General features: G+C 69.3%; 28 protein-coding genes and 1 tRNA gene. 22 read left to right on the top strand and 7 right to left on the bottom strand.

All coding sequences use genetic code 11. The features are described from left to right. The first annotated feature begins 1 nt into the window (after position 1). The 3 genes from AB0D12_RS26625 to AB0D12_RS26615 all read left to right on the top strand — a co-directional run bounded on the left by AB0D12_RS26625 (position 2) and on the right by AB0D12_RS26615 (position 1488). Positions 2-74: transfer RNA gene (locus AB0D12_RS26625), tRNA-Glu, on the top strand. Positions 75-173: 99 nt separating this feature from the next. Next, positions 174-527 carry an STAS domain-containing protein gene (locus AB0D12_RS26620; protein ID WP_362687710.1) on the top strand — a complete coding sequence of 118 codons (354 nt, stop codon included), beginning with the start codon at positions 174-176 and terminating at the stop codon, positions 525-527. After that, the gene (locus AB0D12_RS26615; RefSeq protein ID WP_362687708.1) at positions 517-1488 is read left to right on the top strand and encodes an MEDS domain-containing protein; all 972 of its coding nucleotides are present in this window, start codon (positions 517-519) and stop codon (positions 1486-1488) included. Before AB0D12_RS26620 ends, AB0D12_RS26615 begins: the two co-directional genes overlap by 11 nt. Before the next feature lie 114 nt (positions 1489-1602). On the opposite strand, the gene ndgR is transcribed toward AB0D12_RS26615, so the two are convergent. Further along, entirely contained in the window at positions 1603-2316 is a 714-nt protein-coding gene (ndgR, locus tag AB0D12_RS26610; RefSeq protein WP_362687705.1) for an IclR family transcriptional regulator NdgR, read from the bottom strand. 144 nt (positions 2317-2460) lie between these two features. On the opposite strand from ndgR, the gene leuC reads away from it, so the two are divergent. The 4 genes from leuC to AB0D12_RS26590 all read left to right on the top strand — a co-directional run bounded on the left by leuC (position 2461) and on the right by AB0D12_RS26590 (position 5612). Further along, positions 2461-3894, top strand: coding sequence for a 3-isopropylmalate dehydratase large subunit (gene leuC / locus AB0D12_RS26605; protein WP_362687702.1), 1434 nt, complete (start codon positions 2461-2463; stop codon positions 3892-3894). A 2-nt stretch (positions 3895-3896) separates the two neighbouring features. Then, the gene (gene leuD, locus AB0D12_RS26600) at positions 3897-4490 is read left to right on the top strand and encodes a 3-isopropylmalate dehydratase small subunit (RefSeq protein WP_362687700.1); all 594 of its coding nucleotides are present in this window, start codon (positions 3897-3899) and stop codon (positions 4488-4490) included. 104 nt (positions 4491-4594) lie between these two features. Next, positions 4595-4822 (top strand): hypothetical protein, encoded by a 228-nt coding sequence (locus tag AB0D12_RS26595; RefSeq protein ID WP_215177549.1) that lies wholly within the window; start codon positions 4595-4597, stop codon positions 4820-4822. Positions 4823-4964: 142 nt separating this feature from the next. Continuing rightward, positions 4965-5612, top strand: coding sequence for an HU family DNA-binding protein (locus tag AB0D12_RS26590; protein ID WP_362687697.1), 648 nt, complete (start codon positions 4965-4967; stop codon positions 5610-5612). Positions 5613-5701: 89 nt separating this feature from the next. On the opposite strand, the gene AB0D12_RS26585 is transcribed toward AB0D12_RS26590, so the two are convergent. Then, positions 5702-5905, bottom strand: coding sequence for a hypothetical protein (locus tag AB0D12_RS26585; RefSeq protein ID WP_362687694.1), 204 nt, complete (start codon positions 5903-5905; stop codon positions 5702-5704). A 43-nt stretch (positions 5906-5948) separates the two neighbouring features. After that, a complete protein-coding gene (gene cofC / locus AB0D12_RS26580) occupies positions 5949-6632 on the bottom strand; it encodes a 2-phospho-L-lactate guanylyltransferase (protein WP_362687692.1) in 684 nt (227 codons plus the stop codon). A 150-nt stretch (positions 6633-6782) separates the two neighbouring features. On the opposite strand from cofC, the gene AB0D12_RS26575 reads away from it, so the two are divergent. From AB0D12_RS26575 to AB0D12_RS26565, 3 genes are all read left to right on the top strand, one after another. Next, a complete protein-coding gene (locus AB0D12_RS26575; protein WP_362687689.1) occupies positions 6783-7535 on the top strand; it encodes a lysophospholipid acyltransferase family protein in 753 nt (250 codons plus the stop codon). Beyond that, positions 7532-8545 carry an NAD(P)H-dependent glycerol-3-phosphate dehydrogenase gene (locus tag AB0D12_RS26570; protein ID WP_362687686.1) on the top strand — a complete coding sequence of 338 codons (1014 nt, stop codon included), beginning with the start codon at positions 7532-7534 and terminating at the stop codon, positions 8543-8545. Before AB0D12_RS26575 ends, AB0D12_RS26570 begins: the two co-directional genes overlap by 4 nt. A 66-nt stretch (positions 8546-8611) precedes the next feature. Next, positions 8612-9769 carry a D-alanine--D-alanine ligase family protein gene (locus AB0D12_RS26565; RefSeq protein WP_362687684.1) on the top strand — a complete coding sequence of 386 codons (1158 nt, stop codon included), beginning with the start codon at positions 8612-8614 and terminating at the stop codon, positions 9767-9769. A gap of 61 nt (positions 9770-9830) precedes the next feature. Here AB0D12_RS26565 and AB0D12_RS26560 read toward each other — a convergent pair whose 3' ends face one another. Further along, entirely contained in the window at positions 9831-10304 is a 474-nt protein-coding gene (locus tag AB0D12_RS26560; protein WP_362687681.1) for a DUF3515 domain-containing protein, read from the bottom strand. Positions 10305-10324: 20 nt separating this feature from the next. Further along, entirely contained in the window at positions 10325-10558 is a 234-nt protein-coding gene (locus AB0D12_RS26555) for an Lrp/AsnC ligand binding domain-containing protein (RefSeq protein ID WP_327326315.1), read from the bottom strand. A 229-nt stretch (positions 10559-10787) separates the two neighbouring features. Here AB0D12_RS26555 and AB0D12_RS26550 point away from each other — a divergent pair, with 229 nt between their 5' ends. Further along, complete coding sequence (locus tag AB0D12_RS26550; RefSeq protein ID WP_327326316.1) at positions 10788-11759, top strand: thiamine-phosphate kinase; 972 nt, start codon at positions 10788-10790, stop codon at positions 11757-11759. A gap of 10 nt (positions 11760-11769) precedes the next feature. Next, a complete protein-coding gene (gene thiD, locus AB0D12_RS26545) occupies positions 11770-12558 on the top strand; it encodes a bifunctional hydroxymethylpyrimidine kinase/phosphomethylpyrimidine kinase (protein WP_362687678.1) in 789 nt (262 codons plus the stop codon). 116 nt (positions 12559-12674) lie between these two features. Here thiD and rpmB read toward each other — a convergent pair whose 3' ends face one another. Continuing rightward, positions 12675-12860 carry a 50S ribosomal protein L28 gene (gene rpmB / locus AB0D12_RS26540; RefSeq protein WP_003957616.1) on the bottom strand — a complete coding sequence of 62 codons (186 nt, stop codon included), beginning with the start codon at positions 12858-12860 and terminating at the stop codon, positions 12675-12677. 306 nt (positions 12861-13166) lie between these two features. Here rpmB and AB0D12_RS26535 point away from each other — a divergent pair, with 306 nt between their 5' ends. The 9 genes from AB0D12_RS26535 to mutM all read left to right on the top strand — a co-directional run bounded on the left by AB0D12_RS26535 (position 13167) and on the right by mutM (position 23297). Then, positions 13167-14756: a DAK2 domain-containing protein gene (locus AB0D12_RS26535; protein WP_362687757.1), complete on the top strand. Its 1590-nt coding sequence runs from the start codon at positions 13167-13169 to the stop codon at positions 14754-14756. Positions 14757-14839: 83 nt separating this feature from the next. Beyond that, the gene (locus AB0D12_RS26530) at positions 14840-18040 is read left to right on the top strand and encodes a helicase-related protein (protein ID WP_362687675.1); all 3201 of its coding nucleotides are present in this window, start codon (positions 14840-14842) and stop codon (positions 18038-18040) included. A 49-nt stretch (positions 18041-18089) separates the two neighbouring features. Then, positions 18090-18674: a 16S rRNA (guanine(966)-N(2))-methyltransferase RsmD gene (gene rsmD, locus AB0D12_RS26525; RefSeq protein ID WP_362687672.1), complete on the top strand. Its 585-nt coding sequence runs from the start codon at positions 18090-18092 to the stop codon at positions 18672-18674. Further along, entirely contained in the window at positions 18671-19192 is a 522-nt protein-coding gene (gene coaD, locus AB0D12_RS26520) for a pantetheine-phosphate adenylyltransferase (protein ID WP_362687669.1), read from the top strand. The genes rsmD and coaD overlap by 4 nt, the downstream gene beginning before the upstream one ends. A gap of 156 nt (positions 19193-19348) precedes the next feature. Beyond that, a complete protein-coding gene (locus AB0D12_RS26515; protein ID WP_362687667.1) occupies positions 19349-20452 on the top strand; it encodes an ATP synthase F0 subunit B in 1104 nt (367 codons plus the stop codon). Positions 20453-20600: 148 nt separating this feature from the next. After that, positions 20601-21233, top strand: a complete 633-nt coding sequence (locus AB0D12_RS26510) for a DUF177 domain-containing protein (RefSeq protein ID WP_362687755.1) — start codon at positions 20601-20603, stop codon at positions 21231-21233. A 2-nt stretch (positions 21234-21235) separates the two neighbouring features. Next, a complete protein-coding gene (gene rpmF / locus AB0D12_RS26505) occupies positions 21236-21409 on the top strand; it encodes a 50S ribosomal protein L32 (RefSeq protein ID WP_026165248.1) in 174 nt (57 codons plus the stop codon). A gap of 19 nt (positions 21410-21428) precedes the next feature. After that, on the top strand, positions 21429-22313 hold the full coding sequence (rnc, locus tag AB0D12_RS26500; RefSeq protein WP_362687664.1) for a ribonuclease III: 885 nt from the start codon (positions 21429-21431) through the stop codon (positions 22311-22313). A 123-nt stretch (positions 22314-22436) separates the two neighbouring features. Next, on the top strand, positions 22437-23297 hold the full coding sequence (mutM, locus tag AB0D12_RS26495) for a bifunctional DNA-formamidopyrimidine glycosylase/DNA-(apurinic or apyrimidinic site) lyase (RefSeq protein WP_362687661.1): 861 nt from the start codon (positions 22437-22439) through the stop codon (positions 23295-23297). On the opposite strand, the gene AB0D12_RS26490 is transcribed toward mutM, so the two are convergent. Beyond that, on the bottom strand, positions 23270-23686 hold the full coding sequence (locus tag AB0D12_RS26490; protein WP_362687658.1) for a helix-turn-helix domain-containing protein: 417 nt from the start codon (positions 23684-23686) through the stop codon (positions 23270-23272). The genes mutM and AB0D12_RS26490 overlap by 28 nt on opposite strands. A gap of 111 nt (positions 23687-23797) precedes the next feature. Here AB0D12_RS26490 and AB0D12_RS26485 point away from each other — a divergent pair, with 111 nt between their 5' ends. Further along, positions 23798-24388: a flavodoxin family protein gene (locus AB0D12_RS26485; protein ID WP_362687655.1), complete on the top strand. Its 591-nt coding sequence runs from the start codon at positions 23798-23800 to the stop codon at positions 24386-24388. Positions 24389-24472: the final 84 nt, after the last annotated feature.

The following is a 24472-nucleotide window of genomic DNA, read 5'->3' as shown; positions in this document are numbered from 1 at the left end:
AGCCCCCGTTGTGTAGCGGCCTAGCACGCCGCCCTCTCAAGGCGGTAGCGCCGGTTCGAATCCGGTCGGGGGTACGCATCGAGAAGGCCCTTCGCGAACCGCGGAGGGCCTTCTCGCGTCTGTGGCCTTCCTCTGCCTTCCTCCTGCGGCCGCGTCGGCGGGATACTCCGCGTATGGATGCTGCCGGCGCGGAACCCCTCGTACGCACCGCGGAGTTACGCATCACGCGCATCCGCCGGCCTCCGGGCCTGAGCATCGAGGGCGTGGTTGACGTCCACACCCACCGCCATCTGCGTACCGCGCTCGAAGTGATCGCCTCGACCGACGGCGATGTCCAACTCGAGCTCTCCGGGCTCGAGTTCCTCGATCTCGGCGGACTGCGCATGCTGATTGCCTTCGCCGGAACGCGAGATGGGGGCCACCATGTGGAGCTGACCGGCCTCGCCCCGCATCTGCGGAATGTGATCGCCCTGGTCGGCTGGGACGACACTCCCGGTCTTCGGCTGGGAGCCCACCGTGTCAACTGACGCCCGGCCCAACGGTTTTGTGCACCATGCCTGTCTGTACCACGACGACGAAGAATTCCTGGCGATGGCAGTGCCGTTCGCCGAGGAGGGACTGGATGCGGGGGAGCCCGTGCTGGCCGCGACGACGCCCGCCAACATCCAACTCCTGGGGGACGCCCTCGGGGAGCGGGCCCGCGCACTCGACACCGCGGACACCGCCTACTTCGGCCGTCGCCCGGTGGAACGGGTCTCAGCGCTCCTGCGGTACGCGGACCGCGGCCGGATGTCCGGTCGCCCGGTGCGGATGATCGCCGAACCGGTCTGGGCCGGAAAAAGCGCGCGGCAGATCGCCGAGTGGAAGCGGATGGAGTCCGGGCTCAATGTGCTGCTCGCGCACACCGGCTCCCAGCTGATCTGCCCGTACGACACCCGGACCCTGCCCGGCCATATCGTGGAGGCCGCCTGGGCCACCCATCCCGGCCATGTGGTGGGCGATCTGGTGCTGCCCTGCGGGACGTACACGGACCCGGAGGCCTATGCGGCGGCCGGTGAGCGGCCGCTCCCGCCGCCGCCCGCGAGCGCCGCGCTGCTCGCGCTGCCCGTGTCACTCGCCGCGGTACGGCGCTTTGCGCGGCTGCGGGCCGAGACGGCCGGGCTGCCGGGGGAGCGGGTGGCGCTGGCCGAGACGCTGGCGAACGAGGCGCTGACGTGGCTGGTGGCGCGGGGTGCGGCGGCCGGTGCGGAGCTACGGGTCTGGGAGGAGCCGGGCGCGGTGGTGTGGGACGTGCTGGCCACGGGGGCGGGGGCGGCCCTGCCGGGCCGCTTCGCGGGCTTCGCGCCGCCGGGACCGGAGTCGTCCGCGGACGACGCGTTGTGGCTGCTGCGGACGCTGTCGGAGTCGCTGGACGTCCGCGTGGAGCATGGAGGGGGCTTGCGGTTGCGCGCGGTGTGCGCGGGCCCACGGGTGCTCACCCAGGGCTGAGGCCGCGACCTGGGGCTCCGCCTGCGCCTCAATCGCCGGGCGGGGCTTGTTCCGGAGGGGCTGGAAAATTCAGCCCCTCCGGCGATTGAGGAGACGCCCCGAGGGTGTGCCGCCTCAGCTCCGGCGGAGCGCCTCGCTCAGGCGGGCCGCCGCGTCGATGACCGCCTGGGCGTGCATGCGGCCCGGGTGGCGCGTCAGGCGCTCGATCGGCCCGGATACCGAGACGGCGGCGACCACGCGGTTGGACGGGCCGCGTACGGGCGAGGAGACCGACGCGACGCCCGGCTCGCGCTCGCCGATCGACTGGGCCCAGCCCCGGCGCCGTACGCCGGACAGCGCCGTCGCCGTGAAACGGGCGCCCTGCAGTCCGCGGTGCAGACGCTCCGGCTCCTCCCAGGCCATCAGGATCTGGGCCGAGGAGCCGGCCTTCATCGTGAGCGTGGAGCCGACCGGCACGGTGTCCCGCAGTCCGGACAGCCGCTCGGCCGCCGCCACACAGATCCGCATGTCTCCCTGCCGGCGGTAGAGCTGCGCGCTCTCGCCGGTCACATCGCGCAGATGCGTGAGTACGGGTCCGGCCGTGGCCAGCAGCCGGTCCTCGCCCGCCGCGGCGGCGAGCTCCGCCAGCCGCGGGCCGAGAATGAACCGGCCCTGCATGTCCCTCGCCACCATCCGGTGGTGTTCCAGTGCCACGGCAAGGCGATGTGCCGTGGGTCGTGCAAGCCCTGTCGCCGCGACCAGCCCGGCGAGGGTGGCCGGACCGGACTCCAGTGCGCTCAGTACCAGAGCTGCCTTGTCGAGAACGCCGACGCCGCTAGAGTTGTCCATGCAACGATATTCCCGTCTCACACTGTGAAACGCAAGTTCAATTTTCCCAGGAACTTGCGACGCTGTAGTTGCGGCCCGCGGACCAACGGGCTCTGCACAAGATCTCTAGTTGTGTCGGCGGACCAGTCGGCCGGAGGGAAAGCGATGGGTAGGACACTCGCGGAGAAGGTCTGGGACGACCACGTCGTCCGGCGCGCGGAGGGCGAGCCCGACCTGCTCTTCATCGATCTGCATCTGCTGCACGAGGTGACCAGCCCCCAGGCCTTCGACGGGCTCCGGCAGAACGCCCGCCAGGTCCGGCGCCTCGACCTCACCATCGCGACCGAGGACCACAACACCCCGACGCTGGACATCGACAAGCCCATCGCGGACCCGGTCTCGCGCGCCCAGTTGGAAACGCTCCGTAAGAACTGTGCCGACTTCGGTGTACGTCTGCACCCGCTGGGCGACATCGAGCAGGGCGTTGTCCATGTGGTGGGCCCGCAGCTGGGCCTGACCCAGCCCGGTACCACCGTGGTCTGCGGCGACTCGCACACCTCCACGCACGGCGCTTTCGGCGCGCTGGCGTTCGGCATCGGCACCTCCCAGGTGGAGCATGTGCTGGCCACCCAGACGCTGCCGCTGGCCCGCCCCAAGACCATGGCCATCACGGTCGAGGGCGAACTGCCCGACAGCGTCACCGCCAAGGACCTGATCCTGGCGATCATCACGAAGATCGGTACCGGCGGCGGCCAGGGCTACATCCTGGAATACCGCGGCTCCGCCATCGAGAAGCTCTCGATGGAGGCCCGGATGACCATCTGCAATATGTCGATCGAGGCGGGCGCCCGGGCCGGAATGATCGCCCCGGACCGCACCACCTTCGACTATCTGCAGGGCCGCGACCACGCCCCCAAGGGCGCGGAGTGGGACGCCGCTGTCGCGTACTGGGAGACCCTGCGTACCGACGACGACGCCGTTTTCGACGCCGAGGTGTTCATCGACGCCGCCGAACTGGCGCCGTTCGTTACCTGGGGCACCAACCCCGGCCAGGGTGCGCCCCTGACGGCGAACGTCCCCGACCCGGCTTCGTACGAGGATGCTTCGGAGCGGCACGCCGCCGAAAGGGCCCTGGAATACATGGGGTTGAGTGCCGGCCAGCCGCTGCGCGACATCAAGGTCGACACCGTCTTCGTAGGCTCCTGCACCAACGGCCGTATCGAGGACCTGCGCAACGTGGCCGCCATCGTCGAGGGCCGCAAAGTCGCCGACGGCGTACGGATGCTGGTGGTCCCCGGCTCCGTACGCGTCGCGCTGCAGGCCGTCGAGGAAGGCCTGGACAAGGTCTTCACTGCCGCGGGCGCCGAATGGCGGCACGCCGGCTGCTCGATGTGTCTGGGCATGAACCCCGACCAACTGGCCCCTGGCGAGCGCTCCGCGTCCACCTCCAACCGCAACTTCGAGGGCAGGCAGGGCAAGGGCGGACGCACCCATCTGGTCTCGCCCCAGGTCGCCGCGGCCACAGCGGTACTGGGCCATCTGGCCTCTCCCGCCGATCTGTCCGACGCCGACGCCCGTACGCCCGCTGGAGCCCGATAACCATGGAAGCTTTCACCGCACACACCGGCCGGGCCGTACCGCTGCGCCGCAGCAACGTCGACACCGACCAGATCATCCCGGCCCACTGGCTGAAGAAGGTCACCCGCGACGGCTTCGAGGACGGCCTGTTCGAGGCCTGGCGCAAGGATTCGTCCTTCATCCTCAACCAGCCCGAGCGCAAGGGCGCCACGGTGCTGGTGGCCGGCCCCGACTTCGGCACCGGATCCTCCCGTGAGCACGCCGTATGGGCCCTGCAGAACTACGGCTTCCAGACCGTCATCTCCTCCCGGTTCGCCGATATCTTCCGCGGCAACTCGCTCAAGAACGGCCTGCTGACGGTGGTTCTGGAGCAGAAGGTCGTGGACGCGCTCTGGGAGCTGACCGAGGCCGACCCGACTGCCGAAATCACCGTGGACTTGGAGAAGCGACAGGTTCTGGCCACGGGAATCACGGCTGACTTCGAGCTTGACGAGAACGCCCGCTGGCGGCTGCTGAACGGTCTCGACGACATCAGCCTCACCCTTCAGAACGAAGCCGACATCGCCGCTTACGAGGCATCCCGACCGGCCTTCAAACCCCGCACAATTGACGTCTGAGCAGCGGTTTTCCCGTACTGCGCCCTCCACCGCCCGGTGGGGGGCGCAGTCGCTTGTTGAGACCCTGTCGGGCGACAACTCGCCCCAGATGGCACAATCGGTGCATGGAACGCGACAGTCAACTCGAGCTCTACGAGGCAGTCGCCGCCCGATTGAAGGAAGCGCACACAAGGGTGCGTGAACTGCAAGTCCCGGAGGGCGTAAGGATGGCGCTGTCCCGGAAGCTGCTGGTCGTCACGGCCGCGGCGAAGCACGATCTCCCGGATGCGGCAAGGCGTCTGGACCGCTTGATGAAGGACCTCGACGAGGGCCGATTCCCTGAAGGCGACTGACACCCGGAGTTCCGCGACGGTCGACTTCGTTGCGGCACTAGGGTGATTAGCCCGTTTCGTGTTTGATTTGCGGTATATATCTGCCTAACGTGCGAAAAAGCCTGGACGCATTCGTTCCGGCAATGTCTCCGAAGGGGAAGACGTGAACAAGGCGCAGCTCGTAGAAGCGATTGCCGACAAGGTCGGAGGCCGTCAGCAGGCCGCCGAGGCTGTCGACGCGGTACTTGACGCGATCGTCCGCGCAGTTGTCGGCGGAGACCGGGTTTCGGTCACCGGCTTCGGCTCGTTCGAGAAGGTCGACCGTCCGGCCCGTTACGCCCGCAACCCGCAGACGGGTGAGCGCGTACGGGTCAAGAAGACCTCCGTTCCGCGCTTCCGTGCGGGACAGGGCTTCAAGGACCTGGTGAGCGGCTCGAAGAAGCTCCCCAGGGGTGGCGAGGTCGCCGTCAAGAAGGCTCCCAAGGGAAGCCTCTCGGGCGGTGCTTCCACTCGTACAGCGGTCAAGAAGGCCGCCGCCAAGAAGGTCGCGGCGAAGAAGGTCGCGGCCAAGAAGACCACGGCGGCAAAGAAGGTCGCGGCCAAGAAGACGACCGCCAAGAAGACCACGGCGAAGACCACGGCCAAGAAGGCCACCGCCAAGAAGGCGGCTCCGGCGAAGAAGACCACGGCCAAGAAGGCGGCGGCCAAGAAGACCGCCCCCGCCAAGAAGGCCACAGCCAAGAAGGCGCCCGCCAAGAAGGCGACGGCGCGCAAGACGACCGCCAAGAGGGCCGCTGCCAGGAAGAAGTAAGCGGCAAAGGGTCACAGGGCCACTCACGCGCCGGGCCGGACTCCCCCAGGGGAGCCCGGCCCGCGGCGTTTCCGTGGCGTTCGCAGTGGTCAGAGGGTCTGCAGCGTCACCAGCGTGATGCGGAGGGTCGTGCCCTCGCCCTCGGTCTCGATACGGACCCGCTGGCCCGGCCGGAGCAGTCGCAGACCGCCCGCGTCGAAGGCCGCGGCGTCGAACTCCACCGGCGTGCCGTCGTCGAGCAGCACGCTCCCGCTGCGGGTTTCGGAGTCGTATGTGTACGAGGTCGCCTGCATACGCGCCAGCCTATCCGCCTCATAGGCCGTCCACGGCGTGGGCTCAGCCGTCCATGACGTGGGCGCCGGACTGCCAGCGCTCCGCGGTGCGCGGCCCCACTCCGAGCACGAGCGCGGCCTTCAGATCGTCCCCGGTGTCCACGTCCTGCCGTACCGAATCGACCCCGGCGAGCAGGATTTCCGCAGCCCCCGAAGCCCTGTGCCGGCGCCGCGAGCGGCCGCCGAAAGCAGGACGCAATTCCACGCCGGGCGCTGCCGAGAGGAATGTCGTGCCGATTCCGGCCGCATCCGTCAGAAATGCCCGGGGAAATACCGAAGCTGTCGCGAGGACCCGCGCCAATTCCGCGGGACGCAATGCGGGCAGATCAGCGTTGAGTGCGGCGACCGCCGCGGCGGGTCGTACCGCCCGCACCGCTGCCGCCCCGTGCGCCAGCGCCGCGTTGAGTCCCGCCGCAGGAGCGTCCGGCACGATCCGCGCACCCAGTGCGGCCAGCTCGACCGCCGCCGCGGGGTCGTCCGTGACGACCGCCACATCCCGCACCGCCGGGCAGGCCAGCGCCGCGGCCACGGTGTCCTGGGCGAAAGCGAGTGCCAGATGCGGCCGCAGAATGTCGTCCGCCGCCTCCGCGAGCCTGCTCTTGGCCAGTACGAGGGGCTTCAGCGGGACGACCAGGGACCAGAGGGGCGTCGGGTCGGTGTTCGTGGCGGGCTCTCCGTCCGTGCGCATCGGGTGCCCATTGTCGCCTGAGCCCGCGAAGATCCGGAGGGCTGGGCCTGTGGCCGGGGCGTACGGTGTTCTCGACAGACCAGAGGCCTGGGGCGACACTTGACCCCCAGCAGCCAGGCAGCATGCCCGGTGATAGAGGAAGGTGTCCGAGTGTCCCGCCGTACAATCGGCTTCTGGTACCGCCTGGCGGCGGCCATCACAAAACCGCCGCTGCTGCTTCTGTTCAAGCGGGACTGGCAAGGAATGGAACACATTCCGGCTGACGGCGGATTTATCACCGCCATCAATCACAACTCGTATCTCGACATGTTCTCGTACGGTCACTTCCAGTACAACACCGGACGTGTGCCCCGGTTCCTGGCCAAGGCCGCGCTCTTCAGAGCGCCCGGTGTGGGGATCCTTCTGAGAGGTACCGGCCAGATTCCCGTCTATCGCGAGTCCTCCAACGCCTTCGGCGCCTTCCGCGCCGCCGTGGAAGCCGTGGAGCGCGGTGAATGCGTCGCCTTCTACCCCGAAGGCACTCTCACCCGCGATCCCGGCCAGTGGCCGATGACCGCGAAGACCGGAGTGGCACGTGCGGCACTGCTGACCAAGGCGCCGGTTGTGCCCGTCGCCCAGTGGGGCGCCAACTTGGCGATGCCGCCGTACGCCAAGGAGAACAAGGTCCGCTTCCTCCCCCGCAAGACGCTCCAGGTGAAGGCGGGGCCGCCGGTCGACCTCACGCCCTTCTACGACAAGGAGCCGACGCCGGAGGTGCTGAAGGAGGCGACGGAGATCATCATGTCCGCCATCACCGGCCTGCTGGAGGACCTGCGCGGCGAGCGGGCACCCGGGAAGCCGTACGATCTGCGCGAAATCCGCGCTCAGGAGCGCCGCAAGGCCGCCGAGGAGGGCACCAAGTGACGCGCGCAGCCGCCAGGGCAGCAGTATTCGGAACCGGCTCGTGGGGCACGGCGTTCGCCATGGTCCTCGCCGACGCGGGCTGCGAGGTGACGCTCTGGGCCCGCCGCCCCGAAGTCGCCGAAGCCGTCAACACCACCCGCACCAACCCCGACTATCTGCCGGGAATTGAGCTTCCGGAGTCGGTACGCGCCACCACCGACCCCGCCGAGGCCGCGGCCGGCGCCGACTTCACGGTTCTCACCATCCCCTCGCAGACCCTGCGCGGCAACCTCGCCGACTGGGTGCCCCTGCTGGCCCCCGACACCGTGCTCGTCTCCCTCATGAAGGGCGTCGAACTCGGCACCGCCAAGCGGATGAGCGAGGTCATCGAGGAGGTCGCCAAGGTCTCCGCGGACCGGGTCGCCGTGGTCACGGGGCCCAACCTCGCCAAGGAGATCGCCCAGCGCCGGCCTGCCGCGGCCGTGGTCGCCTGCCGCGACGAAGCCGTCGCACAGCGCCTCCAGTCCGCCTGCCACACCCCGTACTTCCGCCCGTACACCAACACCGACGTCGTCGGCTGTGAACTCGGCGGCGCGGTCAAGAACGTCATCGGTCTCGCCGTCGGCATCGCTGACGGCATGGGCCTCGGCGACAACGCCAAGGGCTCGCTCATCACCCGCGGCCTCGCCGAGACCACCCGCCTCGGCCTCGTGATGGGTGCCGACCCGATGACCTTCTCCGGCCTCGCCGGACTCGGCGACCTGGTCGCGACCTGCTCCTCGCCGCTCTCCCGCAACCACACCTTCGGCACCAACCTCGGGCGCGGCATGACGCTCCAGGAGACCATCGCGGTCACCAGGCAGACCGCTGAAGGCGTCAAGTCCTGTGAGTCGGTGCTCGATCTGGCGCGCCGGCACGGGGTCGACATGCCGATCACCGAGACGGTCGTCGGCATCGTCCACGACGGCAAACCGCCGGTGGTCGCGCTCAAGGAGCTGATGTCACGCAGTGCCAAGCCGGAGCGCAGTTGACGTGGCCCGCTGTGCCCTGTGGGGGGAATCCCCCCACGCCCCCCAAGCGGGTAGTCTCATCGCGATATGAGCAGCGAGAACCTCCCCCAGAGCCCTGAGCAGCAGCTCCGCAAGCCGCGCGTAGCCGTCGTCTTCGGCGGTCGCAGCTCCGAACACGGAATCTCCGTGGTCACCGCCGGTGCCGTGCTGCGGGCCATCGACCGTACGAAGTACGACGTACTGCCGATCGGCATCACGACGGACGGCCGGTGGGCGCTCACCGCCGACGACCCGGACCGGATGGCCATCGCCGACCGCAGGACGCCCAGCGTCGAGCAGCTGGCCGAGTCCGCCGACGGTGGTGTGGTTCTCTCCGTCGATCCGGCCAACCGCGAGGTCGTCTACAGCGAACCCGGCTCCGTGCCGAAGGTGCTCGGCGAGGTCGACGTCGTCTTCCCGATGCTGCACGGTCCGTACGGCGAGGACGGCACCCTCCAGGGCCTGCTGGAGCTCTCCGGCGTCCCGTACGTCGGCTCCGGCGTCCTCGCCTCGGCCGTCGGCCAGGACAAGGAGTACATGAAGCGGGTGTTCATCTCCTTCGGGCTGCCGGTCGGTCCGTTCGAGGTCGTCCGCCCCCGCGAGTGGGAGCAGGACCCGTCCGCCGCCCGCAAGAAGATCATTGACTTCGCCGGTGAGCACGGCTGGCCGCTCTTCGTGAAGCCCGCGCGCGCCGGCTCCTCGATCGGCATCACCAAGGTCGACGACCTCTCCGGCCTTGACGACGCGATCGCCGAGGCGCAGCGCCACGATCCCAAGATCCTGGTGGAGTCGCTGCTGCGCGGCCGCGAGATCGAGTGCGGAGTGCTCGAGTTCGAGGACGGTCCGCGCGCCAGCGTGCCGGCCGAGATCCCACAGGTCACGGCGCATGAGTTCTACGACTTCGAGGCCAAGTACATCGACTCGGCGGCCGGTCTTGTGCCCGCGCCGCTGACCCCGGAGCAGACCGCCGAGGTGCGGCGGCTCGCGGTCGAGGCCTTCGACGCCGCGTCCTGCGAGGGACTGGTCCGCGCCGACTTCTTCCTGCAGGAGAACGGCGAGTTCGTGATCAACGAGATCAACACCATGCCGGGCTTCACGCCCATCTCGATGTACCCGCGGATGTGGCAGGAGAGCGGCATCAGCTACTCGGAGCTGGTGGACAAGCTGATCCAGGCGGCGCTGCGCCGCCCGACCGGCCTGCGCTAGGGCACGTTTCAGAAGGAGCGCCGCTTGGAAGCAGCGCCGCCCGAGCTGCCTGCGCCACAGGTCAAAGGCTGGCCGGGACCGTCTTCTTGACGGGCCCGGCCAGATCTGTGAGCGGCCCGATGTCATGGGCGTACTGCTTCCCCAGCGTGACCTCGACATAGGTCTTGCGGTAGGTGGTGGTGAACCGGGGGCCGGCTTCCCGCTCTTCCAGCAGCCAGTTGACCCCGTTCACGTCCACGCCCTTCGACTGGGGGTCGCTCATCTTCTCCGGCCGGGGGACGCCGCAGCGCAGTACGATCGCGGCATCGCCCCAGCCGGCGGTCAGTTCGGAAGCCGGTTCGGGGTCGTTGCGGTCCTGTCCGGCGACGGAATCGGGCAGCTCCTTGTGCAGCGCACGGCACAAGGAGGCCTCCTCCGGCGGGGGGCTGGGAACCGTGATCGACGCCGCTGCGTCCGTGGAGGAGCAGCCCGCGGCAGCCAGGAGCACAACGGCGGCTGCGGACAGGCAGAAGGGCCGGCGGCGGTATGAAGTCACCGGCCAAGCGTAGACGGGGGCTACAGGTGCACGACCGGGCAGGTCAGGGTGCGGGTGATGCCGTCCACTTGCTGGATCTTGGCGACCACCATGCGACCGAGATCATCGACCGTCTCGGCCTGGGCGCGCACAATCACGTCATAGGGACCGGTTACGTCCTCGGCCTGTATCACTCCCGGAATCTTGCCGATGGTCTCGGCGACGGTCGACGCCTTGCCCACCTCGGTCTGAATAAGGATGTACGCCTGTACCACGGAACCTCCAGGGCGGCCACGAGGATCATGTGGGGAGAGAAGAAACGCCACGGTATCGCGTCGCCGCGGGCTGCGGGGAGACCTGCGCGCCGGACGATGTCGGCAGCGTGGCGTACGAAATGCAGAAGTTGGCGTATGTCTTGACGGTACGTACCGCGAAGACGGCTCGCGACCGCAAGCAAGCAGCACTGCCGGGCGTTCCGGCAGGACGACGGAGAGGTGAGACTCGGTGAAGGGCACTGTGGGCGAGTTGGGGGAGTTCGGGCTCATCAGGGAGCTCACCTCCCGGCTCACCTCCACCCCCGCGGTACGGCTGGGGCCCGGCGACGACGCCGCGGTCGTGGCCGCACCCGACCGCAGGGTTGTGGCAAGTACGGACATCCTGCTCGAGGGACGGCACTTCCGCCGCGACTGGTCGACGGCGTACGACGTAGGCCGCAAGGCCGCCGCCCAGAACCTGGCCGACATCGCCGCGATGGGCGCGGTCCCGACCGCGCTGCTGCTCGGCCTGGTCGTTCCGGCCGAACTCCCGGTCACCTGGGCCACCGAGCTGATGGACGGCATCCGGGACGAATGCCAGGTCGCGGGCGCGGCGGTGGTGGGCGGCGATGTCGTACGAGGCGACCTCATCACCCTCGCGATCACCGCGCTCGGCGATCTGCGCAACCACGAGCCGGTCACCCGGGCCGGCGCCCAGCCCGGCGATGTCGTCGCGTACACCGGCTGGTTGGGGTGGTCGGCGGCCGGGCACGCAGTGCTCTCGCGCGGCTTCCGCTCGCCGCGCGCCTTCGTCGAAGCGCACCGGCGGCCCGAGCCGCCGTACCACGCGGGCCCGGCGGCGGCCGGCCTCGGCGCCACCGCCATGACCGATGTCAGCGACGGACTCGTCGCCGACCTCGGGCACATCGCGGACGCCAGCAAGGTCCGTATCGATCTGCGGTCCGGCCTCATCGACATCCCCAGCCAGATGAACGACATCGGCCAGGCGGTCGGCGTCGATCCGCTGCAGTGGGTGCTGACCGGAGGAGAGGATCATGCGATCGTCGCGACGTTCCCTCCGGACGCGAAACTGCCGGCCCGCTGGAAGGTGATCGGCGAGGTGCTCAATCCCTCGGCGCTGCCACAGGTGACCGTCGACGGTGCGCCGTGGACCAGCAAGAGCGGCTGGGACCACTTCGGGGACATCGAGGACGGCAAGTAGATTCGGGGGCATGGACATACCCCCTCGCGTGCTCACCGTCGCCGGGTCCGACTCCGGCGGCGGCGCCGGCATTCAGGCCGACCTGAAGACCATGCTGGCGCTCGGAGTGCACGGCATGAGCGTGCTCACCGCCGTCACCGCGCAGAACTCCCTGGGGGTGCAGGGCGCGTGGGAACTGCCCGTCGACGCGGTACGGGCCCAGTACCGCAGCGTCGTCGACGACATCGGCGTCCAGGCGGTGAAGACCGGCATGCTGGCGTCGGCGCCGCTCGTCGAGACGGTCGCCGAGCTGCTGGCCGGCACGGACGCGCCGGTGGTCGTGGACCCGGTGGGCGTCTCCAAGCACGGGGACCCGTTGCTGGCTGCCTCCGCACTCGACTCCGTACGCACCAAGCTCCTGCCGTTGGCGACCGTGGCCACGCCCAACCTCGATGAGGTGACCCAGCTGACGGGCGTCGTGGTGAGCGACGAGGACGGGATGCGCCGGGCCGCGGACGCCGTGCTCGGCTTCGGACCGCGCTGGGCACTGATCAAGGGCGGGCATCTCGCGGGCGACGCGGTGGATCTGCTGACGGACGGCGCGGAGGAGCACTGGCTGCGCGCGCCCCGGCACGACAACCGGCATACGCACGGGACGGGCTGCACGCTGGCGTCCGCCGTCGCCGCGGGGCTGGCGAAGGGAATGGAGGTCCAGCGGGCCGTACGGGCCGCGAAGGAGTACGTCACGGGCGCGATCGCGGCCGGATTCGCGCTGGGAGGCGGGATCGGTCCTGTGGATCACGCGTGGCGCCTGCGCTGACGGGCACGAGGGGTGCGCGGGGCGGGGGAGCACGCGGGAACGACGAAAGCCGGCCCACCGAGGTGGACCGGCTTTCAAGGCAACCGCAGGGGCTGCGCTACGACGAAACGTCGCGGTTAGCGCGAGACCTTGCCGGCCTTGATGCACGAGGTGCAGACGTTGAGCCGCTTCGGCGTCCGACCGACCACGGCACGCACGCGCTGGATGTTCGGGTTCCAGCGACGGGACGTACGGCGGTGCGAGTGCGAAATGTTGTTGCCGAAGCCCGGCCCCTTGCCGCAGACGTCGCAGTTGGCAGCCACGGGTCACTCCAAAGACTTCAGATGCACTTACAGTGAATTCCGGCGCACCGGATCAGTGATCTGATTGGTGGCTTTGCCGGGGGAATGGCCCGACTTTCATCGGGCAACCGGAGCAGCATACAACGACTGCGTCCGAGATACGAAACTACCATGGCTTGTCCCGCACCCGCCCCGGCCCTTGGCCCCGACCGGGGTCTACCCTGCGGTGCAAACCCCGCAGCCCACGGCCCTGTCCGGCCGCTCAAGGAGGATCACCAGGTGCCAGAGAAGGAGGGGCGGCCCGCGGGGCCTCCCTTGAGGGCGGCGGTGGGAGACGGGCGGGCCCTCGACGCCGCAACGGTGCGTGCCTGGTGCTCACTGGCGCTGGAAGCCCTGGGCCGGGAGCGCGAGGCGATCGACGCGATCAATGTCTATCCGGTCGCGGACGGGGACACCGGAACGAATCTGTACTTGACCGTGGAGTCCGCGGCCCAGGCCGTTGAGGCGGTCTTCGCCGCTCATGAGACCGGGTCCTCCCTGCCCGCGTCGGCCGATGTGCTGCGGGCGATGGCGCACGGGGCGCTGATAGGGGCACGAGGGAACTCGGGGACGATCCTGGCGCAGCTGCTGCGGGGGATGGCGGAGCGGATCGGTGACGGTGATCATCTGGCCGCTGCGCTGCGGCGGGCGGCCGGGCTGGCGCGTGAGGCGGTCGCGCATCCCGTCGAGGGCACGATCCTGAGCGTGGCCGGTGCGGCGGCGGACGCGGCGGAGGCCTCCCCGGACGATGCCGTGCGCGCGGCGTACGCGGGGGCGCGGGCCGCGCTGGACGCGACGCCGGATCAGCTCGAGGTACTGGGGCGGGCGGGAGTCGTCGACGCGGGCGGACGCGGGCTGCTCGCCGTGCTCGGGGCGCTGGTCGAGGCGGTGTCGGGCGAGGCCCCGGTGCTCCCGGCGCTGGCCCATGTGCGGCCGGAGCCGGCGGCCCGGACCGTGGAGCCGTGCGCCAACGGGGGCCCGGCCTTCGAGGTCATCTACCTCCTGGAGGCGGACGACGCGGCCGTGGCCCGGCTGCGGACCCGGCTCGACAAGCTCGGCGACTCGCTCGTCGTCGTCGGCGGCGACGGCCTGTGGAACGTCCACGTGCACGTCGACGACGCGGGCGCGGCGGTGGAGGCGGGCGTCGAGGCGGGGCGGCCGTACCGGATCCGTATCACCCACTTCGACACCGCGGCGGCGGTGATGCGCGAACAGGTTCAGCGGGCGGTCGTCGTGGTCGTCCCCGGGGAGGGACTGGCGGGTCTGTGCTCCGAGGCCGGAGCGACCACGGTCCTCGCCCGCCCCGGCGAACCCCCGGCCAGCGGCGAACTGGTCGAGGCGATCCGGCACGCCCACGCGCGCGAGGTGGTCCTGCTGCCGAACTCCGCGGAGCTGCGTCACACGGCCGCGGCCGCCGCGGAACAGGCCCGCACGGAAGGTGTGCGGGTCGCTCTCATCCCGACCCGCGCCGCGGTCCAGGGCATCGCGGCGCTCGCCGTCCACGAGCCGGACCGGCGCTTCGACGAGGACGTGGTCGCGATGACCGCGGCGGCGGGCGCGACCCGCTACGCCGAACTGGCTGTCGCGGAACGGCAGTCGTGGACGACGGCCGGCATCTGTCAGGCCGGCGACGTACTGGGCCTGATCGACGGCGACGTGGCGGTGATCGGCGCCGACGTGCCGGCCACGGCGGAAACGGTCCTGGACCGGATGCTCGCGGCGGGCGGCGAGCTGGTGACGCTGGTACTGGCCGAGGAAGTACCGGACGCGGTGGCCGAACGCCTGGAGAGGTACGTTCGGGACGGCCACCTGGCCGTGGACACGGTTGTCTACCGGGGCGGCCGCCAGTCGTCACCGCTGCTGATCGGGGTCGAGTAGCGAGGCCGGCACGAGGCTCGCGGCACAGTTGTGACCAGGGGATATCCACAGGTACGCGACGACTGTCAGTGGTGTGGTGTGCAATGGATCGCGTGTCCGCGCTCGACGAACCCCTGACGAAGACGCTCGGTGCCGCCACCGCGAAGGTGATGGCCGAGCACCTCGACCTGCACACCGTCGGTGATCTGCTCCACCACTACCCGCGGCGGTACGCCGAGCGGGGCGAGCTCACACCCCTCTCCGAGCTGCCCCTGGACGAGCACGTCACGGTCGTCGCCCAGGTCGCGGATGCCCGCGTGCTCACGTTCAACCAGGGCCGCGGCCGACGGCTTGAAGTCACCATCACCGACGGCAGCGGACGGCTGCAGCTGGTCTTCTTCGGCAAGGGGGTCCACAAGCCGCACAAGGACCTGCTGCCGGGTAGCCGCGCGATGTTCGCCGGCAAGGTGTCGATGTTCAACCGCAAGCTGCAGCTCGCCCATCCCGCGTACGAGCCGCTGGGCGCCGCCAGTGCCGAGGACGCGGTGGACGCCTTCGCCAACCAGCTGATCCCGATCTATCCGGCCTGCAAGCAGCTGGAGTCCTGGAAGATCGCCAAGGCGGTGGACGCGGTCCTGCCGCGTGCCACGGAGGCCGCCGACCCGCTGCCGCCCTCGCTGCGTGAAGGCCGTGGATTCGCCACGCTCCCCGATGCCCTGCGCCAGATCCACCGGCCGCGCACAAAGGCGGACATCGCCGAGGCCAGGGACCGCCTCAAGTGGGACGAGGCGTTCGTGCTCCAGGTCGCGCTCGCCCGGCGGCGGTTCGCCGACAGCCAACTGCCCGCCGTGGCACGGAAACCCAGACCGGGCGGCCTGCTCGACGCCTTCGACGCCAAGCTTCCTTTCACTCTCACCGAAGGCCAGCAGAAGGTCACCGAGGAGATCTTCGACGACCTGGCGACCGAGCATCCGATGCACCGCCTCCTGCAGGGCGAAGTCGGTTCCGGAAAGGCGCAACCACTGGACGCGCAGGTGCTGACACCGGCCGGGTATCGCGCGATGGGGCAGATTCAGGTGGGCGATGAGATTGTGACGCCGTCCGGTGAGATCGCCCCGGTCGACGGCGTCTTTCCCCAGGGCGAGCGGGACGTCTGGCGCCTCGTCCTGTCCGATGACACCACGGTCGAGTGCGACGACGAACACCTCTGGATTGTGGCCACGAGCTGTTCGTGGCACAGAGGGGAAAACCCGAAGGTCCTTACCACGCGTGAGATTCGCCAAGATCTCCACAAGCGCAATGGCTCATCCAAGTGGTACCTGCCGGCGGCCGCACCAGTAGATCTTCATGGGGTGCACGAGGCGCTGCTGGATCCCTACCTCATGGGTGTGCTGCTCGGCGACGGCTCCTTTCGCCACAATCTCGTCCTCTCGACAATGGATCAGCAGATCCTCGATGCCGTCCGAACTGCCTTGCCCGAGGAGTGCGTGGTCGTGGCCGAGCCGGGTTCGCGATGCGACTACCTCATCCGGCTGCCCGGGCCGACCGGAGGCACGAGGCGGAATCCAGTGATCAGCGCTCTGCGCGATCTCGGCCTGTGGGGGACGGCATCCCACACGAAATTCGTGCCCGAGAGGTACAAGACAGCCTCGATCAAGGAGAGGCTTGCCGTCCTGCAAGGGCTGATGGACACGGACGGCACCGTTGCCAAGAACGGGTACAGCGTTTCCTTCTGCTCCGCGTCACGAGCACTCGCCGACGACGTGGCCTGGTTGGTGCGGTCGTTGGGCGGTAGGGCACGAGTGCTGCCGAAGCAGGCCGCGTTCCATGTCTCTGTGGAATTGCCGCGGGAATACGGGCCATTCCGGCTCGACCGCAAGGCTGGGCGCCTGGTGGAGCGTCGCAAGTACAACACCTTCCGCAGAGGGATCCGGCGCGTTGAATACGTGGGCCGGAAACCGGTTCAGTGCATCAGCGTCAACCATGCCGACCATGCCTATGTCACAGACAACTTCACTGTCACGCACAACACCATGGTCGCGCTGCGGGCGATGCTCACCGTCGTCGACGCGGGCGGCCAGGCCGCGATGCTCGCGCCCACCGAGGTCCTCGCCCAGCAGCACCACCGCTCGATCACCGAGATGATGGGCGAGCTCGCGGAGGGCGGGATGCTCGGCGGCTCCGAGCACGCCACCAAGGTGGTGCTGCTGACCGGTTCCATGGGCGCGGCCGCGCGCCGGCGGGCGCTGCTCGACCTGGTGACGGGCGAGGCCGGGATCGTCATCGGTACGCACGCGCTGATCGAGGACAAGGTGCAGTTCCACGATCTGGGGTTGGTCGTCGTCGACGAGCAGCACCGCTTCGGCGTGGAGCAGCGCGACGCCCTGCGCTCGAAGGGCAAACAGCCGCCGCATCTGCTGGTCATGACCGCCACACCCATTCCCCGTACGGTCGCGATGACCGTCTTCGGCGATCTGGAGACCTCGGTCCTGGACCAGCTGCCGGCCGGCCGCTCGCCGATCGCCAGCCATGTGGTCCCCGCCCAGGACAAACCGCACTTCCTGGCGCGCGCCTGGGAGCGCGTGCGCGAGGAGGTCGAGAACGGACACCAGGCGTACGTCGTCTGTCCCCGTATCGGCGACGGCGAGGACGAGCCGAAGAAGAAGTCCGCCGAGGACGACGCCGAGAAGCGCCCGCCGCTGGCCGTGATCGAGATCGCCGAGCAGCTCGCCAAGGGCCCCCTGAGCGGCCTGCGCGTCGAAGTGCTGCACGGCCGGATGCAGCCCGACGACAAGGACGACGTCATGCGTCGCTTCGCCGCGGGTGAGGTGGACGTCCTGGTCGCCACCACCGTCATCGAGGTCGGTGTCAACGTCCCCAACGCCACCGCCATGGTGATCATGGACGCGGACCGGTTCGGTGTCTCCCAGCTGCACCAGCTACGCGGCCGGGTGGGCCGTGGCACGGCCCCTGGACTCTGTCTGCTGGTCAGCGAGATGCCCGAGGCGAGCCCCGCCCGGTCCCGGCTGGGTGCGGTCGCCGCCACGCTCGACGGCTTCGAGCTCTCCCGTATCGACCTCGAACAGCGCCGCGAGGGCGATGTGCTCGGCCAGGCCCAGTCCGGCGTGCGCTCCTCGCTGCGGATGCTCACGGTCATCGAGGACGAGGAGGTCATCGTGGCTGCCCGCGAGGAGGCCGTCGCGATCGTCAGCGAGGACCCGGAGCTGGAGCGGCTGCCCGAGCTGCGTACGGCGCTGGACGCGTTGCTCGACACGGAGCGCGAGCAGTACCTCGACAAGGGCTGAGAGACTGTCGGCAAGAGATTCGCTCACCGAGCTCACGAGAAGGACTGAGATGACCCGCGTGATCGCCGGCGCGGCCGGCGGACGCCGCCTCGCCGTCCCGCCCGGCAACGGCACCCGCCCCACCTCCGACCGCGCTCGTGAGGGACTCTTCTCCAGCTGGGAGTCGCTTCTGGGCACGCTCAGCGGCATCCGTGTCGCCGATCTGTACGCCGGCTCGGGCGCCGTCGGCCTGGAGGCGCTCTCCCGCGGCGCGGTCCACGCACTCCTTGTCGAGGCCGATTCCCGCGCGGTCCGCACCGTCCGTGAGAACGTCCGCGCGCTCGGACTGCCCGGCGCCGAGGTCCGTACCGGCAAAGCGGAACAAATCGTGACGGGTTCCGCTCCCGAAGTCCCCTATGACGTGGTTTTTCTCGACCCTCCGTACTCCGTCACCGACGACGATCTTCGCGAGATTCTGCTCACACTCCGCACTCAGGGCTGGCTCGCGGACGATGCGCTCGCCACCGTGGAGCGCAGCACCAGAGGCGGCGAGTTCGTGTGGCCACCGGGTTTCGAGCCACTGCGGGCCCGTCGTTACGGCGAGGGCACGCTTTGGTACGGTCACGCCGCCTCTACGTGCGAAGACACACGATGACCGGACCGGAGAGCGAGGGACTTCAGTTGCGCCGCGCAGTCTGTCCGGGGTCATTCGACCCCATCACCAATGGACACCTCGACATCATTGCCCGCGCCTCCAAGCTGTACGACGTCGTATACGTCGCGGTGATGATCAATCAGTCCAAGCAGGGGCTGTTCACGGTCGAGGAGCGGATCGACATGATCCGCCAGGTGACCAGCGAGTACGGAAACGTCGAGGTGGAGTCCCACCACGGCCTCCTCGTCGACTTCTGCAAGCAGCGCGACATCCCGGCCATCGTCAAGGGTCTGCGCGCCGTCAGCGACTTCGACTACGAGCTGCAGATGGCCCAGATGAACAACGGCCTCTCGGGTGTCGAGACGCTGTTCGTCCCGACCAACCCCACCTACAGCTTCCTCTCCTCCAGCCTGGTGAAGGAGGTCGCCGCCTGGGGCGGCGACGTCTCCCACCTGCTGCCTCCCGTGGTGAACCAGGCGCTCACCAAGCGCCTCGCCGAGAAGTCACGAACTCAGTGACTACTCGGCGACGACTCACCGACGACGCGGTGACGCACTGAGTGACGAACGGGGTGGCGAGCTGACAGTCCGTCACCCGGTGTCGGACGGGCACCGACTGCCCGTACAGTCGTCCACGTCCGTCTCCCATCAGCTGTAGAGAGTGGCGAACACACGGTGGACGTCCAGAAGAAGCTCGACGAGATCGTCGAGGCGGTCGGCAACGCCCGGTCCATGCCCATGTCGGCCTCCTGCGTGGTCAACCGCGCCGACCTGCTCGCCATGCTCGAAGAGGTCCGCCAGGCCCTGCCGGGCTCGCTGGCCCAGGCCCAGGAGCTGATCGGCGGCCGCGAGCAGCTGGTCGAGCAGGCCCGCCAGGAGGCCGAGCGGATCATCGAGACCGCCCACGCCGAGCGCGGCTCGCTCATCTCGGACACCCAGGTCGCCCGCCAGTCCCAGGACGAGGCCGACCGGATCCTCGCCGAGGCCCGCCATGACGCCGAGGAGATCCGCGCCGAGGCCGACGACTACGTCGACTCCAAGCTCGCCAACTTCGAGGTCGTCCTCACCAAGACCATCGGCTCCGTCGACCGCGGCCGCGAGAAGCTGCTCGGCCGCGGCCCCGGCCTCGACCAGCAGGGATACATCGACCCGGGCGAGGACGACGCCCCCGAGTACAGCGCGGACCCGCAGACCCTGATCCAGCGCGCGGACGAGTACGTCGACGCCAAGCTCGGCGCCTTCGAGGCCGTGCTCTCCAAGACCCTCGACGCGGTGGGCCGAGGCCGGCAGAAGCTGCATGGCCGGACCACCAGTGACGCGCTCGGCGAGCACATGGCCGCCCAGGACGCGGCGGGCACGCAGCAGCACGCCAGCGACGCCGACTATCTGGCCGGCCTCGCGGGGCTGGCCGAGCCGCAGCCGCAGGTCCCGCAGCAGCCGCAGGTCCAGCCCCAGCACCAGTACCAGCCGCAGACTGAGCCGCAGCCCCAGATCCCGGCTCAGCCGCCGGCTCAGCAGGATCCGTACGCCTACCAGCCGCAGCAGCCGCAGGAGGTGTACGCCGCATATCAGCAGGATCCGTACGCCGCCTACCAGCAGCAGAGCTACGACCAGCAGCAGTACGCTCAGCAGGATCCGTACGCCTACCAGCAGCAGGTGCAGCCCCAGCATCAGCCTCAGCAGGCGCAGCAGCAGGGCGCCGCTCTCGATGAGACCAGCCTCTTCGACACGAGCATGATCGACCTCGAGCAGCTGCGCCGGTACGAGCAGGGACGCTGAGTATCAGGCCGCCGAGGACCGGATTGGGTCTACGGCGGCCCGTCCAGTATCCTGGCTCTTCGGTCGCGCGTATTTTCGCGATCCCGGCTGCCCGCTTCGACTCCGAGTCGGGACGGCCCCTCCCCACGATCCGAAAGCAGGAACAGCTCTGAACGCGCATCTCGACCACCGCAACCCCCTCGTGTTCGACACACGCGAGCTGGGTCGGCGTCCTGGTGCGCTTCAGCGGCTGACCCGCACGGTCACGGCCCCCAAGGACTTCGGTATCGAAGGGGTCATCGGCGTGCCCTTGGGCGCACCGATAGAGCTCGGGCTCCGCCTCGAGTCGGTCATGGAAGGTGTGCTTGTCACAGGCACCGCCCGTGCATCGGTCGAGGGGGAGTGCGTAAGGTGTCTGGAGCCGTTGCACCAAGAGGTTGCGGCGGACTTCCAGGAGCTGTTCACGTACCCCGACGCCGACGACCGGGGCCGCACTGCGGAACCCGTCGACGACGCCGAGGACGAGGACAGGCTCTATCTCGAGGACGGCCTGTTCGACCTCGAGCCCGTGCTGCGTGATGCGGTGGTGCTCGCACTGCCGATGCAGCCGGTGTGCCGGGAGACCTGTGCCGGCCTGTGTCCCGAATGCGGGATCAGGCTGGACGAGAACCCGGACCACCACCATGACGCCGTCGACATTCGTTGGGCGGCGTTGCAGGGACTCGTCGGAACCGTCAAGGACGACGAGAAGGACAACATGGGCGGCGCCGAAGCGGGCGTCGACGAGAAGCAGGAGAAGTAGCCGTGGCTGTTCCGAAGCGGAAGATGTCGCGCAGCAACACGCGCCACCGCCGGTCGCAGTGGAAGGCTGCGGTCCCCACCCTGGTTTCGTGTGAGCGTTGCCAGGAGCCGAAGCAGCAGCACATCGCGTGCCCGAGCTGCGGCACCTACAACAAGCGCCAGGTCCTCGAGGTCTGAGCGGCTGGTGAGAGGCCCGATGTCTGAGTTGTCCAACGCCAAGAAGCAGGCAGACAACGTCAACGCAGCCTCGTCCCACACGCTTCTGGAAGGGCGGCTCGGGTATCACCTCGAGTCCGCCCTTCTGGTGCGTGCGCTGACCCACCGTTCGTACGCGTACGAGAACGGCGGTCTGCCCACCAACGAGCGGCTCGAATTCCTCGGGGATTCGGTGCTCGGCCTGGTGGTCACCGACACGCTGTATCGCATCCACCCCGACCTGCCCGAAGGCCAGCTGGCCAAGTTGCGGGCCGCGGTGGTCAATTCGCGTGCGTTGGCGGAGGTCGGCCGTGGCCTCGAACTCGGTCTCTTCATCCGGCTCGGCCGGGGTGAAGAAGGCACGGGCGGCCGGGACAAGGCGTCCATCCTCGCCGACACCCTTGAAGCGGTGATCGGTGCGGTCTATCTCGACCAGGGCCTCGACGCGGCCTCGGAGCTGGTGCACCGGCTCTTCGACCCGCTGATCGAGAAGTCCTCGAACCTCGGCGCCGGCCTGGACTGGAAGACCAGCCTCCAGGAGCTCACCGCTGCCGAGGGGCTCGGAGTTCCGGAGTATCTCGTCACCGAGACCGGCCCGGACCACGAGAAGACCTTCACTGCTGCCGCCCGCGTCGGTGGTGTCTCGTACGGCACCGGCACCGGCCGCAGCAAGAAGGAAGCGGAGCAGCAGGCGGCGGAGTCCGCGTGGCGGGAGATCCGTGCCGCCGCGGACGAGCGCGCGGCTGCCGACAAGGCCGCCGCCGAGGTGGCGACCTCCGCGGAGGCTGCCGCTGATGCGGCGACCGACGCGGCGACCGACGCGGCAGGCGAAGAGGCCGCCGATACCTCTTCGTCCACGGAGTCCGCGGACCGGGCCTCGGCCTGAGTCCACGCTTCCGCTTTCCGCCGTGAGGCCCCTCGCTCCCTGGGAGCAAGGGGCCTCACGGATTTCGGTGGTGGGCGGAGCGGTACGCTGCGGGCGTCACCGCGAAAGTTCTGAAGGAGCCCCGTGCCCGAGCTGCCCGAGGTCGAAGTCGTACGTCGCGGACTCCAGCGCTGGGTCAGCGGACGCACGATCGCGGAGGTGCAGGTGCTGCACCCGCGTGCGGTCCGCCGGCATCTCGCCGGCGGCGAGGACTTCGCGGCTCGGCTCAAGGGTCACAGCGTTGGTGTGGCCCGCCGCCGCGGCAAGTACCTGTGGCTGCCGCTGGCGGACACGGACGCCTCGATCCTCGGCCACCTCGGCATGAGCGGCCAGCTCCTCGTGCAGCCGGAAGCCGCACCGGACGAGAAGCATCTGCGCATCCGTATCCGCTTCGACGACACCCTCGGCACCGAGCTGCGCTTTGTCGACCAGCGCACCTTCGGCGGGCTTTCGCTGCACGACAACACCCCTGAGGGACTGCCCGACGTCATCGCGCACATCGCCCGCGATCCGATCGACCCGGCCTTCGACGACGCGGCTTTCCACACCGCGCTGCGGCTGCGCCGTACGACCGTCAAGCGCGCGCTGCTCGACCAGTCGCTGATCAGCGGTGTCGGCAACATCTACGCGGACGAGGCGCTCTGGCGCGCGAAGCTCCACTACGAGCGCCCCACCGCGACCCTCACACGGCCGCGCTCGGTCGAACTCCTCGGCCACGTACGGGGCGTGTTGGTCGCCGCCCTCGCCGTCGGGGGCACCAGCTTCGACAGCCTGTATGTGAACGTGAACGGCGAATCAGGCTACTTCGCACGGTCGTTGGACGTGTACGGCCGCGAGGACGAGCCGTGCCGTCGCTGTGGCACGCCGATGCGCCGCCGCCCCTGGATGAACCGGTCCAGCTACTTCTGCCCGCGTTGTCAGCGGCCGCCGCGCACCTCGTCGTAAGTGTCGCGTGCCGCCAGTACCTCGGGCATCCGCCCCTCCACGAATCGGATGAGGGTCAGCAGCCGCTCCGCGACCTGGCGTCCCAGCGGGGTGAGTTCGTAGTCGACCCGCGGCGGATTGGTCGGCTGCGCGTCCCGTCGTACGAGCCCGTCGCGCTCCAGCGCCTGCAAGGTCTGGGACAGCATCTTCTCGCTCACACCGTCGATCCGCCGCCGCAGCTCGTTGAAGCGGAACGTGCCTTCGTGAAGCGCTCCCAGCGTGAGGCTGCCCCAGCGGCCGGTGACGTCCTCCAGCGTGTCGCGCGACGGGCACTGGCGGGAGAACACGTCAAAGGCGAGGTCGCCGCCCGGACAGACCCCGGTGCTCTCTTCCTGCGCACTGGTCTCCATGTCGACACCATACTCCGATGCAGCGCTAACTAGTGGGTTGCGCTATCTGGAAGTTAGTGCTCTTCTGGTGTCACCACCGACGAGCACACCGCTTTCGAGGAGACCCCTACCGTGACCACGCCTGTTGTCTCGATTGCCTACCACTCCGGGTACGGCCACACCGCCGTCATCGCCGAGGCCGTCCGCGAAGGAGCGGCCGCCGCCGGCGCCACCGTTCACCTGATCAAGGTCGACGAGATCGACGAGGCCCAGTGGGAGCTGCTCGACGGCTCCGACGCCATCGTCTTCGGGTCGCCCACCTACATGGGGACCGCGTCCGGTGCCTTCCACCAGTTCGCGCAGGACACCTCCAAGCGCTGGTTCACCGACGCCTGGAAGGACAAGCTGGCGGCCGGCTTCTCCAACTCCGGCTCCAAGAGCGGCGACAAGCTGCACACCCTGCAGTTCTTCGCGACGCTCGCCGCCCAGCACGGTATGCACTGGGTGAACCTCGGGCTCAAGCCCGGCTGGAACTCCACCGAGGGTTCCGAGCACGACCTCAACCGCCTGGGCTTCTTCTCCGGCGCCGCAGCCCAGACCAACTCCGACGAGGGCCCGGAGGGCGTGCACAAGGCCGACATCGCGACCGCGGAGCATCTCGGCCGCCGGGTGGCGGAGACCGCCCGCACTTTCATCGCGGGGCGGGCAGCCGTCGCCGCCTGACCCTGCATGACCTTGCCTCACCCGCCTGACAAGGAAGAAGGCCCCGTCACCGAGGTGACGGGGCCTTCTCGCGTACGTACGACC

This window comes from Streptomyces sp. NPDC048479, from assembly GCF_040651435.1.
GTDB lineage: Bacteria > Actinomycetota > Actinomycetes > Streptomycetales > Streptomycetaceae > Streptomyces.
The sequence above is the reverse complement of the archived record's forward strand: the minus strand, read 5'-3'. Positions and strand labels throughout refer to the sequence as shown.